At 60.7% G+C, this 14,452-nt stretch carries 13 protein-coding genes; 6 read left to right on the top strand and 7 right to left on the bottom strand.

Features of this window, described 5'->3' with window-relative positions:
* Nucleotides 1–66: 66 nt before the first annotated feature.
* Both GIW48_RS29015 and GIW48_RS29020 read left to right on the top strand, forming a co-directional pair.
* Nucleotides 67–684 (top strand): TPM domain-containing protein, encoded by a 618-nt coding sequence (locus GIW48_RS29015; protein ID WP_017137268.1) that lies wholly within the window; start codon nucleotides 67–69, stop codon nucleotides 682–684.
* A gap of 266 nt (nucleotides 685–950) precedes the next feature.
* Nucleotides 951–2,168: a class I SAM-dependent methyltransferase gene (locus GIW48_RS29020; RefSeq protein WP_017137269.1), complete on the top strand. Its 1,218-nt coding sequence runs from the start codon at nucleotides 951–953 to the stop codon at nucleotides 2,166–2,168.
* Nucleotides 2,169–2,207: 39 nt separating this feature from the next.
* Here the strand turns inward: GIW48_RS29020 and GIW48_RS29025 are convergent, their stop codons facing one another.
* The 6 genes from GIW48_RS29025 to GIW48_RS29050 all read right to left on the bottom strand — a co-directional run bounded on the left by GIW48_RS29025 (nucleotide 2,208) and on the right by GIW48_RS29050 (nucleotide 9,464).
* Nucleotides 2,208–3,161, bottom strand: a complete 954-nt coding sequence (locus GIW48_RS29025) for a DMT family transporter (protein WP_017137270.1) — start codon at nucleotides 3,159–3,161, stop codon at nucleotides 2,208–2,210.
* Between the two features lie 229 nt (nucleotides 3,162–3,390).
* The gene (locus GIW48_RS29030; protein WP_236462634.1) at nucleotides 3,391–5,949 is read right to left on the bottom strand and encodes a TonB-dependent receptor; all 2,559 of its coding nucleotides are present in this window, start codon (nucleotides 5,947–5,949) and stop codon (nucleotides 3,391–3,393) included.
* A 128-nt stretch (nucleotides 5,950–6,077) separates the two neighbouring features.
* A complete protein-coding gene (locus tag GIW48_RS29035; RefSeq protein WP_138451827.1) occupies nucleotides 6,078–7,046 on the bottom strand; it encodes a FecR family protein in 969 nt (322 codons plus the stop codon).
* Nucleotides 7,043–7,582: an RNA polymerase sigma factor gene (locus GIW48_RS29040; protein ID WP_236462631.1), complete on the bottom strand. Its 540-nt coding sequence runs from the start codon at nucleotides 7,580–7,582 to the stop codon at nucleotides 7,043–7,045. The genes GIW48_RS29035 and GIW48_RS29040 overlap by 4 nt, the downstream gene beginning before the upstream one ends.
* Nucleotides 7,583–7,781: 199 nt before the next feature.
* Complete coding sequence (locus GIW48_RS29045) at nucleotides 7,782–8,654, bottom strand: dihydrodipicolinate synthase family protein (protein WP_099548611.1); 873 nt, start codon at nucleotides 8,652–8,654, stop codon at nucleotides 7,782–7,784.
* A 27-nt stretch (nucleotides 8,655–8,681) separates the two neighbouring features.
* On the bottom strand, nucleotides 8,682–9,464 hold the full coding sequence (locus tag GIW48_RS29050) for an aldolase (protein WP_017137275.1): 783 nt from the start codon (nucleotides 9,462–9,464) through the stop codon (nucleotides 8,682–8,684).
* A gap of 106 nt (nucleotides 9,465–9,570) precedes the next feature.
* Between GIW48_RS29050 and GIW48_RS29055 the strand changes: the two genes are divergently transcribed.
* On the top strand, nucleotides 9,571–10,098 hold the full coding sequence (locus tag GIW48_RS29055; protein ID WP_058421756.1) for a helix-turn-helix domain-containing protein: 528 nt from the start codon (nucleotides 9,571–9,573) through the stop codon (nucleotides 10,096–10,098).
* Nucleotides 10,099–10,238: 140 nt separating this feature from the next.
* Here the strand turns inward: GIW48_RS29055 and GIW48_RS29060 are convergent, their stop codons facing one another.
* Nucleotides 10,239–11,255, bottom strand: coding sequence for a DUF4917 family protein (locus GIW48_RS29060; protein WP_177032635.1), 1,017 nt, complete (start codon nucleotides 11,253–11,255; stop codon nucleotides 10,239–10,241).
* 123 nt (nucleotides 11,256–11,378) lie between these two features.
* On the opposite strand from GIW48_RS29060, the gene yiaY reads away from it, so the two are divergent.
* The 3 genes from yiaY to GIW48_RS29075 all read left to right on the top strand — a co-directional run bounded on the left by yiaY (nucleotide 11,379) and on the right by GIW48_RS29075 (nucleotide 14,205).
* A complete protein-coding gene (gene yiaY / locus GIW48_RS29065; protein ID WP_017137278.1) occupies nucleotides 11,379–12,527 on the top strand; it encodes an L-threonine dehydrogenase in 1,149 nt (382 codons plus the stop codon).
* A gap of 92 nt (nucleotides 12,528–12,619) precedes the next feature.
* Nucleotides 12,620–13,294: an NAD(P)H-binding protein gene (locus tag GIW48_RS29070; RefSeq protein WP_138453635.1), complete on the top strand. Its 675-nt coding sequence runs from the start codon at nucleotides 12,620–12,622 to the stop codon at nucleotides 13,292–13,294.
* On the top strand, nucleotides 13,294–14,205 hold the full coding sequence (locus tag GIW48_RS29075) for a LysR family transcriptional regulator (protein ID WP_236462629.1): 912 nt from the start codon (nucleotides 13,294–13,296) through the stop codon (nucleotides 14,203–14,205). The genes GIW48_RS29070 and GIW48_RS29075 overlap by 1 nt, the downstream gene beginning before the upstream one ends.
* The last annotated feature ends 247 nt before the right edge of the window (nucleotides 14,206–14,452 follow it).

The following is a 14,452-nucleotide window of genomic DNA, read 5'->3' on the forward strand; positions in this document are numbered from 1 at the left end:
GTTTTGGCGGCGGTGGTGCCTCAGGTGGCTGGTAATGACAATAACTAGAACAGAGCATCTACAACCATGGCATTACTGACTGAACACGAGCAGCGCCAAGTCGCCGAAGCGATCGCACGCGTCGAAAAAACCACCGACGCCGAGCTGGTCACCGTGCTGGCCGCGCGCGCGGATGATTACGCCTATATCCCGCTGTTGTGGGCCAGCCTGATCGCCTTGGTGGTGCCTGGCATCGTGCACTACCTGTCGGGCTACCTGACCATGTACACCTTGCTGTTGGCGCAATGGGCGACCTTCATTGTGCTGTGCCTGTTGTTTCGCCTGCCCAAGGTCACCACCCGCCTGATTCCGCGTTCGGTACGCCACTGGCGTGCATCGAACCTGGCCCGTCGACAGTTCCTGGAGCAAAACCTGCACCACACGCTGGGCAGCACCGGCGTGCTGATTTTTGTCAGCGAGGCGGAGCGGTATGTGGAGATTCTGGTGGACGATGGTATTTCCAGGCACCTGGATGACAGCAGTTGGGATGAGATCGTCAAGGCATTCACCCAGCAGGTGAAGCAGGGGCAGACGCTGGCGGGGTTTATTGCCTGCATCGAGGCGTGTGGTGAATTGCTGAAGGTGCATGTGCCGGTGACGCAGACGCGTAATGAGCTGCCTAACCGCCTGATAGTGCTGGAATAGCTGCTTTTCTGTGGGAGCCGGGCTTGTGTGGGAGCTGGCTTGCCTGCGATGCAGACACCTCGGCCCATCAGAAAACCCAGGTGATGCCATCGCAGGCAAGCCAGCTCCCACACAAGCCAGCCCTCCACATAAGTCAGTTTCCAGAGAAAAGTGGTTCCCGCATTTGATTTGCGGCGGCTGAGCGACCGTTGATCAAATAACCCCGTGCTCTAAACCTTCATCCCCCCTAAAATGCCCGGCATTCTTTGCCCGAGGCGTTTTTGTTCATGTCTGTCACCGCTCAACCTGCCAGCCCTGCGCCGGATCATCACGCCCAGTTCATCGAACTGCTGAGCGCAAGCCTCGCGCAGAACGCGTTTATCAAGCTGGTGCTGGCCAAGTACGTCGGCGAAGAAGCCGAGTTGCAGCGGCTGATCATCAAGCAGGTCGTGGTCAAGGAGCAGGCGTGCCTGTCCTTTGTTTATCGCTACAAGACCCGCGACATTACCAAGAACTTCCCGCTGGCCGAAGGCGTGGCGGCAATTGCCGCGCTGCTGCCGGCGTCGTTCAAGAATGCGCACCTGTTGTCGCTGACCGACGAAGCCCAGCTGGAATACAGCAAAAAGAACAAAAGCTCGCTGTTCAAAAGCAAGCCGCAGCAATTGCGCGAGGCGCCTTCTGCTGAGCATAACCGCGAGAAAAACCGCTTCCTCGACTTGAGCCGACCCTTCCTCGCGGACCTGGGCGTCACCGACGCCAAGCAGGCGCTGATCCCATCGATGTCGCGCAAATGGAAGCAGATCAACAAGTTCATCGAAGTGTTCAGCCATGCGCTGACCTCATCGCCGTTGAAGCTTGACCAGCCGGTGCGCGTGGCGGATTTCGGTTCGGGCAAGGGCTACCTGACGTTCGCCATTCACGATTACCTGCGCAACACCCTCAAGGCCGAGGGCGAAGTGACGGGTGTGGAATTGCGTGAAGACATGGTAACCCTGTGCAACACCGCCGCCGCACGCCTGGAGCATCCGGGGCTGGTGTTCAAGTGTGGTGATGTGCGCAGTGTGGCGCCCAGCGAACTGGATGTGATGATCGCCCTGCATGCCTGCGATATCGCCACCGACTACGCGATCCACACCGGCATCCGTTCCGGTGCGTCGATCATCATGTGCTCGCCGTGCTGCCACAAACAGATCCGCCTGCAGATCCAGAGCCCGGTGCTGCTCAAGCCGATGCTGCAGTACGGCCTGCACCTGGGCCAGCAAGCGGAAATGGTCACCGACAGCTTGCGTGCGTTGTTCCTGGAAGCCTGTGGCTACGAGACCAAGGTGTTCGAGTTCATTTCGTTGGAACACACCAACAAGAACAAGATGATTCTGGCGGTCAAGCGCACCGAGCCTGTGGACAATGCGCAACTGTTGGAAAAAATCCAGGAGCTGAAGGCGTTCTATCACATCAGCGAACACTGCCTGGAAACCCTGCTGCGCGCGGATGGCTTCTTGAACTGAATGCGGTCTCCTGTGGGAGCTGGCTTGCCTGCGATGGCATCACCTGGGTTTGCTGATAGACCGAGGTGTCTGCATCGCAGCGGTGCGACGATTCGACAAGCCAGCTCCCACACAAGCCGGTGCAGGCTGCACCGCCGTCTTGCGCCCGAGCATCACCGTAATGATCACGCCACACGCAAACACCCAGGTAATCGGCTCGATATGTTCACCAAAGAACAACGCCGAAAACGCGATGGTAAAGAAGATCTGCAACAGCTGAATCTGGCTGACCCGCGCAATGCCGCCCATGGCCAGCCCGGCGTACCAGGCGAAGAACCCCAAAAACTGCGAGAACAGCGATACATACCCAAACGCCCACCAGGTGCGCATGGAAATCGCGCCTTGATGCTGCGCCGCCAGGTACCACACCGGGCCGATCAATACTGGCGTCGACAGCACCAGCGCCCAGCAGATCACCTGCCAGCCGCCCATTTCCTTGGCCAACCGGCCGCCTTCGGCATACCCCAGGCCGCCCACGGCAATCGCGCCGAGCATCAGCAAATCGCCGGCCTGGATACTGCCCGCGCCGGTGATCAACGCATAACTCAGCACCAACGCACTGCCCAGCGCTGCGCAGGCCCAGAAGGCTTTTGACGGCCGTTCATGTGACAGCCACGCCGCATACAGTGCCACGCACAGCGGTTGCAAACCGTTGACCAGCGCGCCATGGGACGCCGGCAAGGTTTGCATGGCCCAGGCCGACAACACCGGGAAACCCAGGATCACCCCGGCAATCACCAGGCACAGTCCGCGCACCTGGCGCCAGGTTGGCCAGCGCTCGCGTCGCCACAACAACAGCGCTGCTGCCGGGATCGCCGCGAACAAGGCGCGCCCGAGGCCATTGAGCAAGGGGTGGATTTCCTGCACCACGATACGGGTGAAGGGCAAAGTCAGGCTGAAGATGACGACGCCCAGCAGGCCGAGGGCCATGCCGGTGTTTTCGCGCGAGCTCATGAGTGGGGACCAGAATCTGGAGGGCTTCAAGGGAAGCCCATCTAGCCACAACCCTCGCTGATTAAGGGCCTACAGCTGGTCGCAGATTTATCCGTACAGTTCCAATCGCTCTGTAGGCAGTGCCGCCGCCATCGCGGGCAAGCCCGGCTCCCACATTGGATCTCTATTGTCTGGCGGACCGAGATCTCCTGTGGGAGCTGGCTTGCCTGCGATGGCGTCACCCTGGTCTTTAGAAGAACCGCGTAATGCTGACCTTCGCATCGCGGCCCTTGGTGTAGGCACGATCACCGCTCAAGGCCGGGCGGAAGTTGTTGTTGAACAGGTTGTCCACGGTGAAGTTCACCTCGGTGCCTTTGAGGTAGGCCTGTTGCGGTTTCCATTTGGCGAACAGGCCTTGGGTGTTGTAGGCCTTGTTGCCGTACTGGTCGTAGAACAGGTCGCCCAAACTGCTGCCCGGGCCGCCGGAATATTTGTCACTCGGCAAGCGATCGGTCGCGCCAATGAACTGGCCCATCCAGCCCACCTGGGCATCCCAGGCCGGGATGTTGGTGCCCACTACCAGCACCCATTTGGTCGGTGGAATGTCACGTGCCGGTACATCCGGCCCCCAAGGGTTGGTGTAGGCGCCTTCGTGTTCACCCTTGGCGTAGGCGAACGACACCGAGCCGAACAGGTAGGTGGAGTTGTAGAAGGACTCCAGCTCAAAGCCCTTGATGGTCAGGCCACCGATGTTGCGGTAGTTGGACATCGCCCCAGGCGGGCAAGCGTTGGCAATGGTGCCGCCGTTGACGGCCTGGTTTTGGCAACCAACGCCGGTGGCCTTGAAGATTTCGTCTTCGACTTTGTTGTGGAACAGCGTGGCGCGCACTTGCAGGTTGTCGTTCTGGGCGATCAGGTTGTTGAAGCTGGTGACGCCGCCCAACGTGATCGAGGTGATGCGTTCCGGGTCGAGGTCGACACTGGTGGCGGTGCGGCTGCCCAGGCCTTGCACTTCATATTGCTCGTCGATCACCGGCGCCCGCCAAGTCTTGCTCCAGTTGGCGAACAGCCCCAGGTTCGGCGTGACGTTCCAGAACAGCGCCAGGCGCGGCGACCAGCCGGTGTAAGTGCGGTCGCTGTAATCGTGGCCGAAGGACGGATTCGGGTTGTTGTAGTACGGCGCGTCATTGCCTTCGCCACGGTTGCGCACATGGTCGTAGCGCAGCGACGGGGTGATGGTCACGTCGCCCACGGTGACTGCGTCCTGGACAAAGAAACTGTTGGTGTCGACCTTGCCGTGGGGCATGAAACCCGGCTGGAAGTGCCCGTAGTTGTAGCGCGCGGTGTTGTAGGTGGTGCCGGGCATCCACATTTCGGTTTCGCGGATGTGCTTGCGGATTTGCCCGCCGACGGTCACCGCATGCTGCAAGGGGCCGGTGTCAAACAGGCTGACGTTGCGGATGTCGAGGTTCTTGTCGGTGTAGGCGGTGTCCATCTTGCGCCCGCCGGTGGCCAGTTGGAAAAACGCGGTGGCGTCGCGTTCGTCGGTCTGGTCGGTATTGGACTGGGAATATTTGAAGGTCAGGTCGATCAGCGGGTTATTCACCGGCGTGTATTCGTACTTGCCTGACCAGGTGGTGTCAGTGGTGTCACGCTGGGCTAAAAAACGCTTCAGCGCGTTTTCGTAACCGTAGCGGTCGATGTTGGCCTGGGTCGGCGGCGTCGGGTAGCTGGCGGCGGAGAATGGTGTCCAGCGGTTGCTGTGGGAGCGCGAGTAAGACAGACCAACGCTGTGCTCCTCGGTGAAGTGGGCGTTGACCTTGAACAGTTTGCCGTCCACATCCTGGGCACTGTTGGGCAGGCGCTGAGGGTTGACCGGGTATTCGTTGTTGTCGTTGGGCAGTTTGGCGGCCACCTTCATGTCGCCGCCGTCGCGCTGGGTCAGGTAGGCCAGCGCGTCAAAACGCCCGTCGTCGGTGCGGCCGTACACGGCACTGCTGTAGATCTGTTCGTGGTCGTTGCTGGAGTAACCGTATTTGAGCATCGCGCCGCTGTTGCGACCGTCTTGCAGCAGGTCCGGGGCGTCCTTGGTGGTCATGTTGACCGTACCGCCAAAACCGCCGTTGCCGGTGAACGGCGAGTTGGGGCCTTTCTCGACCTCGATGCTCTTGATCAGCTCCGGCTCGATAAATACGGTGCCTTGCTGGTAGCGCTCAAAGCCGGTTTTGGTGGCGCCGTCGACGGTCATCGGCACGTCTTCGGCATCGCCGAAACCTCGAATATTGATGGTCTGGCCACCAGGTTTCAGTGAGCCGCCCTGGCTCACGCCGGGCAAGGTCTGCAACAGGCTGGGGATGTTGTTGGATTGGTAGCGGTCAATGTCGGCCTGGGTCATGGTCGAGCGGTTGACGGTGCTGGAGTCGACTTCGTTACCGGTGCCGATCACGCTGAGGGCATCCAGCTGGATGGCGCCGCTGTGGGTGGTCTTGCCCTCGTCGGGGCGCACCACGTAGGTGCTGCCGACTTTGATCAGGGTGAACTCGCCGTTTTTCAGCAGGCTGCGAATCGCCACTTCCGGGCTGAATTCACCGTTGAGCGCCGGCGCCTGCACATGCTTGAGCAGTGTTTCATCGAACAACAGCTGGATTTTCGCCTGCTGCGCGACAAAGCTCAGGGACGTTGCCAGCGATTGGGCGGGCAGTTGCAGCCTGAGCGACTCGGCCTGGGCGTTGAGGCTCAAGGCCATGCAGGTGGCAATAAGGGTCGGTCGAAGAAACAGGTGCGGAGCGTGGCAAGGCGCGCGAAACATGAAATCCCCCGGGGTGGCTAAATAGCCAAAAGGTGTGCGTATCCAACACAGTCGGGAGGAAGACGGGGCAGCTGCAAAAAACCACACATGCGAATGCAAAATATTCTCAAGTGTGGTTTTTGCAGGCCTTACTTGAGCGGTTCGATGCGGACAATGCCATCGGCCGAGGCCACGGTTTTAACCGGCAGCAGGGCGGGCAGGGCGCTGAGCAGGGCATCCGGGTCATTCACATCCAGATTGCCCGAGACCTTCAGTTGCGCCACGGCTTTGTTGACCTGCAAGGGCGCTTGAGGCCGGTAGAGGCTCAGTTCATCGATCAGGCTGGCCAACTCCCGATTGCGAAACGACAGGTGCCCACTGCGCCAGTCGGCCACTTCTTCGGTGGTGAGTGTCTGTTGCTGCACGGTGCCCTTGGCGTAGCTGTACGTGGCACGTTGCTGGGCGCCGAGCAACGCCACCGGGCTTTTGGCGTCCGGCTCGAAGGCGACCTGGCCGTGGGCGACGCTGACCACCAGTTGTTGCTGGCTGCGCCGCACGTCAAACCCGGTGCCGACCACCCGCACATTGGCCTCGCCGGCTTGCACGTAGAGCGGGCGCTCTTTGTCGGCGGCAACTTCGATAAAGACCTGGCCCTTGTCCAGGTGCAGGATGCGTTGATGCGCATTGAAGTCCACGCGCAGGTGGGTGTTGGCATTCACATACAGCGTGCTGCCGTCGGGCAAGGCGAGGGTGCGCATGCCTTTGGCGTGCCCGGCAATCTGGCTGTGGAACAGCGCGCGGGGCGCACCGATATTCGTCGTCAGCACGGCGCAGACCAGTGCGGCGGCCACGGCCAGGGCAGGGCGCACTATCGAAGGTTTGCGCGGGGGCAGTGGCACGGGTTTGTTCAGTTGCTGCAACTGGGCGAGGTCGTCCCACAGTTGTTCGAACTCGGCATAGGCACGGGCGTGGGCGGGCGTTGCCTGCCAGGCGGCAAAGGCTTTGCGCTCGGCCCGTGCTGCGCCATTGCGGTTGCGGGCAAACCAGCTGGCGGCTTGGGCATCGATGGAGTCGCTCGCCTCGATATCCAGGGCGTCGATGTCGCTCAGGCGGTTCATTCTGGCTGCTCCGTGCCGGGTTCTGGTTGAAGGCGTCGCTTGCAATGCAGCAGGGCAAAAGCGATGTGCTTTTCTACCATGCTGGTCGAAATGCCCATGCGCTCGGCGATCTGCGCCTGGCTCAAGCCTTCGAAGCGGTGCAGCATAAGGGCTTCTCGCCTGCGGGGCGAGAGTTCGGCAAGGACTTCTTTCAACCGTTCCAGGCGTTGCAGGCGCTGCGCGGCGGCCATGGGGTCGTTTTGTGCGTCGGCGACCGGCTCCGTGTCAGCGTCGGCCGGGTCGGAGTGAGCGCTTTGGCGTACCTTCTGTTTACGCCAGTGATCGCGCAACAGGTTGCGCGCCATCTGGAACAGAAACGCCCGTGGCTGCTCGACCTTGGCGCGGTCGCGGTAGTCCAGCCATTGGGTGAAGACATCCTGGGTCATGTCCGCCGCGTCGTTGGCGTTGTCCGTGCGCTTGCGCAGGAAATGCAGGATATCTGCATAAAACCCGCGAAAGGCATCGGCCGACAACGGGTCGGGCTTGGGACGAGACATGGATATCCTTCTTGAGGAAGCACGACGTAGATAAGTCGCGAATGATATCGAGAACTATTGTCATTTGTCTCTATGTAACGGGTTCATGGGTTCAAAAATGTGGGAGCTGGCTTGTCGAATCGTCGCACCGCTGCGATAGCGGTGGTGGCAGCACCATCGCTATCGCAGGCAAGCCAAGCTCCCACAGAGGACCGCGGTTTTAGCGCAGTAATGCTTTGAGCTGTTCGATGCCAGCCTCACCCAACGGGAACACCGGCAAGCGTGGATCGCCCGCCTCCAGGCCGGTCAGCCGCAACCCGGCCTTGATCGTCGCGGGCAAACCGCCCTTGAGGATGAACTCCAGCAACGGCAACTGGCGATAGAACAGCTCCCGCGCCAGTGTCAGGTCATTGGCCAGCACCGCGTCATACAACTCCAGGTTCAGCTGCGGGATCAGGTTCGGCGCGGCCGTGCACCAGCCCTTGGCACCCGCCGCGAAGGCTTCCAGCGCCAGCGGGTTGCAGCCGTTGTAGAACGGCACGTCGCTGTGGCGGCGCAACTGGTGCATGCGCTGAATATCGCCAGTGCTCTCCTTGACCATGGTCACGTTCGCCACCTGCTTGACGATGCGCAGGATCAAGTCCACCGACATGTCCGTGCCGCTGGTGGCCGGGTTGTTGTAAAGCATGATCGGCACGCCGATGCTGTCGCCAATCGCAGCGTAGTGGGCGAGGATTTCCGCTTCGCTGAGTTTCCAGTATGAGGCCGGCAGCACCATCACCACATCGGCGCCATTGGCTTCGGCATAACGGGCGCGACGCACGGCCTTGGCGGTGGTCAAGTCAGACACGCTGACAACAGTGGGTACGCGCCTGGCGATTTTCGCAAGGCTGTAGGCGCTGACCTCATCCCACTCCGCATCGCTCAAATACGCGCCTTCACCGGTACTGCCCAAAGGCGCGATGGCGTGTACGCCGCTGTCGATCAGGCGGTCGATGGAACGGCCGAGGGCGTCGAGGTCAATGCGCTGGCCGTCGGCGCTGAACGGGGTGATGGTGTAGCCGATGATGCCGTGAATAGTGGGGTTGGACATGGGAGGTCTCCGCTTGAAAAAGGGCAATCAGTTCAGGCAATCGGCGTGTTTGCGCAGGTTCTGCCGGGCGTAGTAGTTGAATGCGGCGCCATGGCGCTTGGGCTTGGAGATCCAGTCATGGGCCTCGCGACCCAGTTCCGGCAGGATCGGCTTGATAGTGCCCGCCGACATTGCCAGCAACTGCAACTTGGCCGCCCGTTCGATCAACTGCGCGATCACGCAGGCTTCCTCGATGCTTGCGCCGGTGGACAGCTGACCGTGGTGCGAGAGCAGAATTGCGCGCTTGTCGCCCAAAGCTGCTGTGATGATTTCGCCTTCTTCATTGCCCACCGGCACGCCCGGCCAGGCTTCCAGGAAGGCGCAATCTTCGTACAGCGGGCACAGGTCCATATGCGACACCTGCAGCGGCACTTCGAGCATCGACAGCGCGGCAATATGCGTGGGGTGCGTATGGATGATGCAGTTCACATCCGGCCGCCCACGGTAGACCCAGGTGTGAAAACGGTTGGCCGGGTTGGGAATGCCATGCCCCTCGAGTACTTCAAGGTCTTCGTTGACCAGCAACAGATTGCTGGCCGTGATTTCATCGAAACCCAGGCCCAGTTGCTGAGTGTAATAGGTGCCAGGCGTTGGTCCACGTGCGGTGATCTGCCCGGCCAGGCCGGAGTCGTGTCCGTGTTCGAACAGGATGCGGCAAGTGAGCGCCAGCTTTTGCCGGTCGGTCCACGTATTATCCGCCAGGCTGTTTTGCATCTGGATCAGTGCTTGCTTGACCAGTTGGTCTTTGGGAAGTGCTAATGTCTTGGCCATATCGGTGTCCTTTGGGTTAGAGCAAATGACACTAAAGATGCTATATGACACTTTGTGTCATTGGCAAGCGTGATTCTGCCTTTTCTGCAGGGATTAACCGCAGCACATGTCTATCCGTTTGAAATTATTGAGAAAAAAACTTGGCGTAACCCTGGAGTCGCTGGCCGAAAAGTCCGGGATGACCAAGAGTTATCTGTCCAAGGTCGAGCGTGGGCTCAACACACCGTCGATTGCTGCCGCGCTGAAACTGGCCAAGGCGTTGAACGTGAAGGTCGAAGAACTGTTCAGCGAAGACAACGTCAGCCTCGACAGCTACAGCCTGGTGCGCAGCCACGAACGTCCGGACACCGCGCCGGGTTATGCCGTGTTGGCCCATCAGGTCAGCGAGCGCAGCCTGCTGCCGTTCATCATTTACCCGCCGGCAGAATTCACCGACAAGACCTTCAAGGAGCATCTGGGCGAGGAGTTTTTGTTTGTGCACGAAGGCCAGGTGGAAGTGGACTTCATGAATGAACGGGTGATTCTGGAGCGGGGCGACGCGCTGCACTTCAATGCACAGAAACCTCACCGAATTCGCTCGGTGGGGCAGGTGCAGGCGCAGTTGCTGGTGGTGGTGCACAGCAGCGACGAGTGACTGTGTTCCCAGGCTGGAACACAGTCACTGTGGGAGCTGGCTTGCCTGCGATAGCGGTGGGCCAGTCAGTACTGTCTTAACTGACACACCGCTATCGCAGGCAAGCCAGCTCCCACAGTTGATCTTCGTTGTTCAGTAGATCAGCGTTCGACGGGTACTGAGAGTGCGGCATTACCCAACGGATGCGTGCGCGCCGCAAAGAACTTCAGCTCCACGCCACTGCCGTCAAACAACTGCGAATACCGGCGCTTCTGCTGGCGGATAAACCCGTCACTGCGCCCCGACACCGAGATTGCCAGTGTCGTCAGTCTGGCCTGGCGGATCGCGTCCACCAAGTGGCTGTCCTGAGCCCCCAAGTCATGGCCGAAGATGCACAACGCGCCTTCATGACTCAGCAACTGCTCGTAGCAGAACGACAAGTAATCCGAACTGCGAATGGTCTTGAGCTTCTCCTCCACCTTGCCCTCGCTGACAAACAACGGCACATCGTCCAACGTCTTGATCGTGTTGTTTATTGCAAAGCTGCTGAGCAAGGTGCTCTCGGTGGTCGGCAATTTGCGCGCGGTGCCGTCGAGGTTGCGCACCAGGTGCAGGCCGCCGTGCAGGTAGAGGATGCGCGTGGCGTCGGTGCAGGTGTTGCGCAGGTCGAAGCTGGCGTCGGCGCTGCGGAACAGGTCGTCGATGCCCGGCGTGTGCAAAATCGCCCAGTAGTTGAGCAAATCGTAATTGCTGGTGAACACCGTCGCGTAGCGCTTCAGTTCAGTGTTGATCGTCGCCAGTGTCGACGGCTGCACCAGGCGCCACGGAATATGCACGGCGTGGATGGTGTTGATCAGCGCTTCCTTGATTGCGTAGTAGCGGTTGCGCGGCGCCGCCGAGCTGACCGCCAGTGCCTTGTTGACCCGGCTGGTGGTCTTCAAGGCGCCCAGCGCTTGCTCGAAACTGCGGGTTTGCAGGGCGTCGAACACGCTGAGTTCGGATGGGCTCAGGGGCTTTTCTTCGACGGTGCGGGCGTTTTCGAACAGCGAGTCGTAGGCAAAGTCTTCCCAAATCGCACGGCTGGCGCCATTGCCGATCAGAATCCCATTGAAGTCGATGGCGCTGCGCAGTGCGCTCCAGTCTTCAAGGTGGGCGTCAATATCCTGGAAATCCTTCATTGCGGCGGGTCTACTCGAAATCGGCTGGGTGGTGACTTTATCATGAGCGGGCGTTGATCCTGATCAAGATGCGCCACGCGTTAGCGGTTGATTCTGTCGGCATACCGCCTCCGAGGATTGACCATGAGCAGCACCTTTTTTATTCCCGCCGTCAACATCATGGGCACCGACTGCCTCGACGAAGCCATGACGGCCATCCGCAACTACGGTTTTCGCAAGGCGCTGATCGTCACCGACGCCGGGCTGGCCAAGGCCGGCGTGGCCAGCATGATCGCCGAAAAGCTGGCGATGCAGGACATTGACTCGGTGATCTACGACGGTGCCAAGCCCAACCCCAATGTGGAGAACGTCGAGAAAGGCCTGGCGATGCTGGAGGCCACCGCCTGTGATTTTGTGGTGTCCCTGGGCGGCGGTTCGCCCCATGACTGCGCCAAGGGCATCGCGTTGTGCGCCACCAACGGCGGGCACATCGGCGACTATGAAGGTGTCGATCAGTCGAGCAAGCCGCAGTTACCGCTGGTGGCGATCAACACCACCGCCGGCACGGCCAGCGAGATGACCCGTTTCTGCATCATCACCGATGAAACCCGCCATGTGAAAATGGCCATCGTCGACCGCAATGTCACGCCGCTGCTGTCGGTCAACGACCCGACGCTGATGGTCGGCATGCCCAAGGGGCTGACAGCGGCGACCGGCATGGATGCGCTGACCCATGCGATCGAAGCCTATGTGTCGACGGCCGCCACGCCAATCACCGATGCCTGTGCGATCAAGGCCATGGAGCTGATCAGCGCCAACCTGCGTCTGGCGGTACGTGATGGCAGCGACAAAGCCGCGCGGGAAAACATGGCGTATGCGCAGTTCCTCGCCGGGATGGCCTTCAACAATGCCTCGCTGGGGTTTGTGCACGCCATGGCCCACCAACTCGGCGGCCTCTACGACCTGCCCCACGGCGTGTGCAACGCGGTGTTGCTGCCCCATGTGCAAAGCTTCAACGCCAGCGTGTGCGCCAAACGCTTGAGCGACGTGGCGCGCGCCTTGGGCGCCGATATCAAGGGTATTACTCCGGAAGAGGGCGCCCAGGCGGCCATCGTCGCTATTCGCGCCTTGGCCCATGACGTTGAGATCCCGGCCGGTTTGCGCGAATTGGGCGCCAAGTTGCAGGACATTCCGCTGCTGGCCACCAATGCATTGAAGGATGCCTGCGGTCTGACCAACCCGCGCCGGGCGGATCAGCGACAAATTGAGGAGATATTTCGCAGCGCGTTCTAAAGGCGGCAGCTGCACGCCGCAAGCGTTAAGCTACAAGTTGAACGGTATTTAACTTGAGCATGAAGCTTGCGGCTTGCCGCTGAGGTCACCTGATGAGAGTTCTATTATTCGGCGCCACCGGCATGGTCGGCCAAGGCGTGCTGCGCGAGTGCCTGCTGGCCGCTGACGTGCAGGAAGTGGTCGCCGTGGGCCGCACGCCGCTGACCCAGGAACACGGCAAGCTGCACCAGGTGTTGCACAGCGACATGCTGGACTTCCAGCCGCTGGAAAACCTGCTGCAAGGCTTTGATGCATGCTTCTTCTGCCTCGGCGTGTCGTCGGCGGGCATGAATGAAGCCAAGTACACCCACCTCACCTATGACCTCACCCTGGTCGCCGCCAGCACCTTGGCGCGGCTCAATCCGCAGATGACCTTTATCTATGTGTCCGGCGCCGGCACCAACAGCTCCGAGGCGGGCAAGTCGATGTGGGCGCGGGTCAAGGGCAAGACCGAAAACGCCTTGCTGCGCTTGCCGTTCAAGGCGGTGTACCTGTTTCGGCCTGGGGTGATTCAGCCGTTGCATGGCGTGCGTTCAAAGACGCCGCTGTATCAATCTTTCTATACCGTGCTCGGGCCGCTGTTGTCGTTTTTTCGTCGGGTCAAACCGAGCTGGGTGGTGAGCACCGAGACCGTCGGCCTGGCGATGTTGGCGGCGGCGCGTCATGGCGCGCCGCAAGCCGTGGTGGAGCAGGCCGAGATCAATCGCCTGGCCAGCGAGCCGCGCTGATGCTGCACAAAAGCCTGGTGCGTCGCCTTGACCTGATCACTCTGCAACTGTTCGTTGCAGTGTTTGAAGAAGGCACGCTGACCCGTGCTGCGGCCCGTGAGGCCATCGCCGTGTCGGCAGCCAGCAAGCGCCTGATGGAGCTGGAGCAGGTATTGGGCGTGAGCCTGTTCGTGCGCCGTGCCAAGGGCATGGACCTGACTGCGGCGGGCGAAACATTGCTGCACCATGCGCGGCAGATGCTGTTCAACGTCGAGAAAATGGGCCTTGAACTGGGTGAACACAGCCACGGTGTGCGCGGTTATGTGCGCATGCTAGCGAATCTGTCGGCGATCATTCAGTTCCTTCCGGAAGACCTGCGCGACTTTTCCCAACGGCACCCCGAGGTCAAGACTGATCTGGAAGAGCGCCCCAGCAACGGCGTGGTCCAGGGCGTGCTGGACGGGGTGGCAGACCTGGGCATCTGCTCCAGCGACACTGACACCAAAGGCTTGCCCAGTGTGCTGTATCGCCATGACAAGCTGGTGGTGTTGATGCCGGCGGAGCATCTCTTGGCCGCACGCCAAACCCTGGCCTTCGAGGAAACCCTGGGCAGCGATTACGTGGGCCTGCACGCCGCCAGTTCGATCAACATGCGTACCCATGCCGCTGCGCGTGAGGCCGGCAAGATGCTGCGCCTGCGTATCCATGTGCCGGGGTTTGATGCGATGTGCCGGATGGTCCAGGCGAATATGGGCATCGGCATCCTGCCGCAAAAGGCCTATGAGCTGTTTGGTCGCGCGCTGGGGTTGCATGCGGTGCCGCTGACCGACACGTGGTCGGATCGCAGCTTGATTGTGGTGGTGCGTGATGAAGCGCAGTTGTCGCCGGTGAGCCGGTTGTTGTTTGACTACCTGCGCACGCCACTGAAGTGAGGAAACCCTGTGGGCCTCATCGCGGCATAGGTATCTACACAACCGGTTAACACGAAGTCTGTGGCAGGTGGGCTGTTGTGGCGAGCAGGCTTGTCCTGCGTTGGGCTGCGAAGCGGCCCCCGTACAGGCACGGCAATTTTGCTGAAAGTACTCAGCGTCTGTTTTTGGGGCCGCTTCGGCGCCCCACCGTGGGCAAGGCAGCGCCGCCTATGGGGAATAGGGTGCGTTTGAAAAGTGGATCGGTAAC

Origin of the sequence: Pseudomonas sp. PA-6-3C (genome assembly GCF_021605825.1) — a bacterium.
In the GTDB taxonomy this organism is placed as follows: Bacteria; Pseudomonadota; Gammaproteobacteria; order Pseudomonadales; family Pseudomonadaceae; genus Aquipseudomonas; species Aquipseudomonas edaphica.

Bases quoted from the DNA above. Each gene is read 5' to 3' on its own strand.
- GIW48_RS29015 (WP_017137268.1), top strand. From the start codon at position 67: ATGGCATTACTGACTGAACACGAGCAGCGCCAAGTCGCCGAAGCGATC.
- GIW48_RS29020 (WP_017137269.1), top strand. From the start codon at position 951: ATGTCTGTCACCGCTCAACCTGCCAGCCCTGCGCCGGATCATCACGCC.
- GIW48_RS29025 (WP_017137270.1), bottom strand. From the start codon at position 3,161: ATGAGCTCGCGCGAAAACACCGGCATGGCCCTCGGCCTGCTGGGCGTC.
- GIW48_RS29030 (WP_236462634.1), bottom strand. From the start codon at position 5,949: ATGTTTCGCGCGCCTTGCCACGCTCCGCACCTGTTTCTTCGACCGACC.
- GIW48_RS29035 (WP_138451827.1), bottom strand. From the start codon at position 7,046: ATGAACCGCCTGAGCGACATCGACGCCCTGGATATCGAGGCGAGCGAC.
- GIW48_RS29040 (WP_236462631.1), bottom strand. From the start codon at position 7,582: ATGTCTCGTCCCAAGCCCGACCCGTTGTCGGCCGATGCCTTTCGCGGG.
- GIW48_RS29045 (WP_099548611.1), bottom strand. From the start codon at position 8,654: ATGTCCAACCCCACTATTCACGGCATCATCGGCTACACCATCACCCCG.
- GIW48_RS29050 (WP_017137275.1), bottom strand. From the start codon at position 9,464: ATGGCCAAGACATTAGCACTTCCCAAAGACCAACTGGTCAAGCAAGCA.
- GIW48_RS29055 (WP_058421756.1), top strand. From the start codon at position 9,571: ATGTCTATCCGTTTGAAATTATTGAGAAAAAAACTTGGCGTAACCCTG.
- GIW48_RS29060 (WP_177032635.1), bottom strand. From the start codon at position 11,255: ATGAAGGATTTCCAGGATATTGACGCCCACCTTGAAGACTGGAGCGCA.
- yiaY (WP_017137278.1), top strand. From the start codon at position 11,379: ATGAGCAGCACCTTTTTTATTCCCGCCGTCAACATCATGGGCACCGAC.
- GIW48_RS29070 (WP_138453635.1), top strand. From the start codon at position 12,620: ATGAGAGTTCTATTATTCGGCGCCACCGGCATGGTCGGCCAAGGCGTG.
- GIW48_RS29075 (WP_236462629.1), top strand. From the start codon at position 13,294: ATGCTGCACAAAAGCCTGGTGCGTCGCCTTGACCTGATCACTCTGCAA.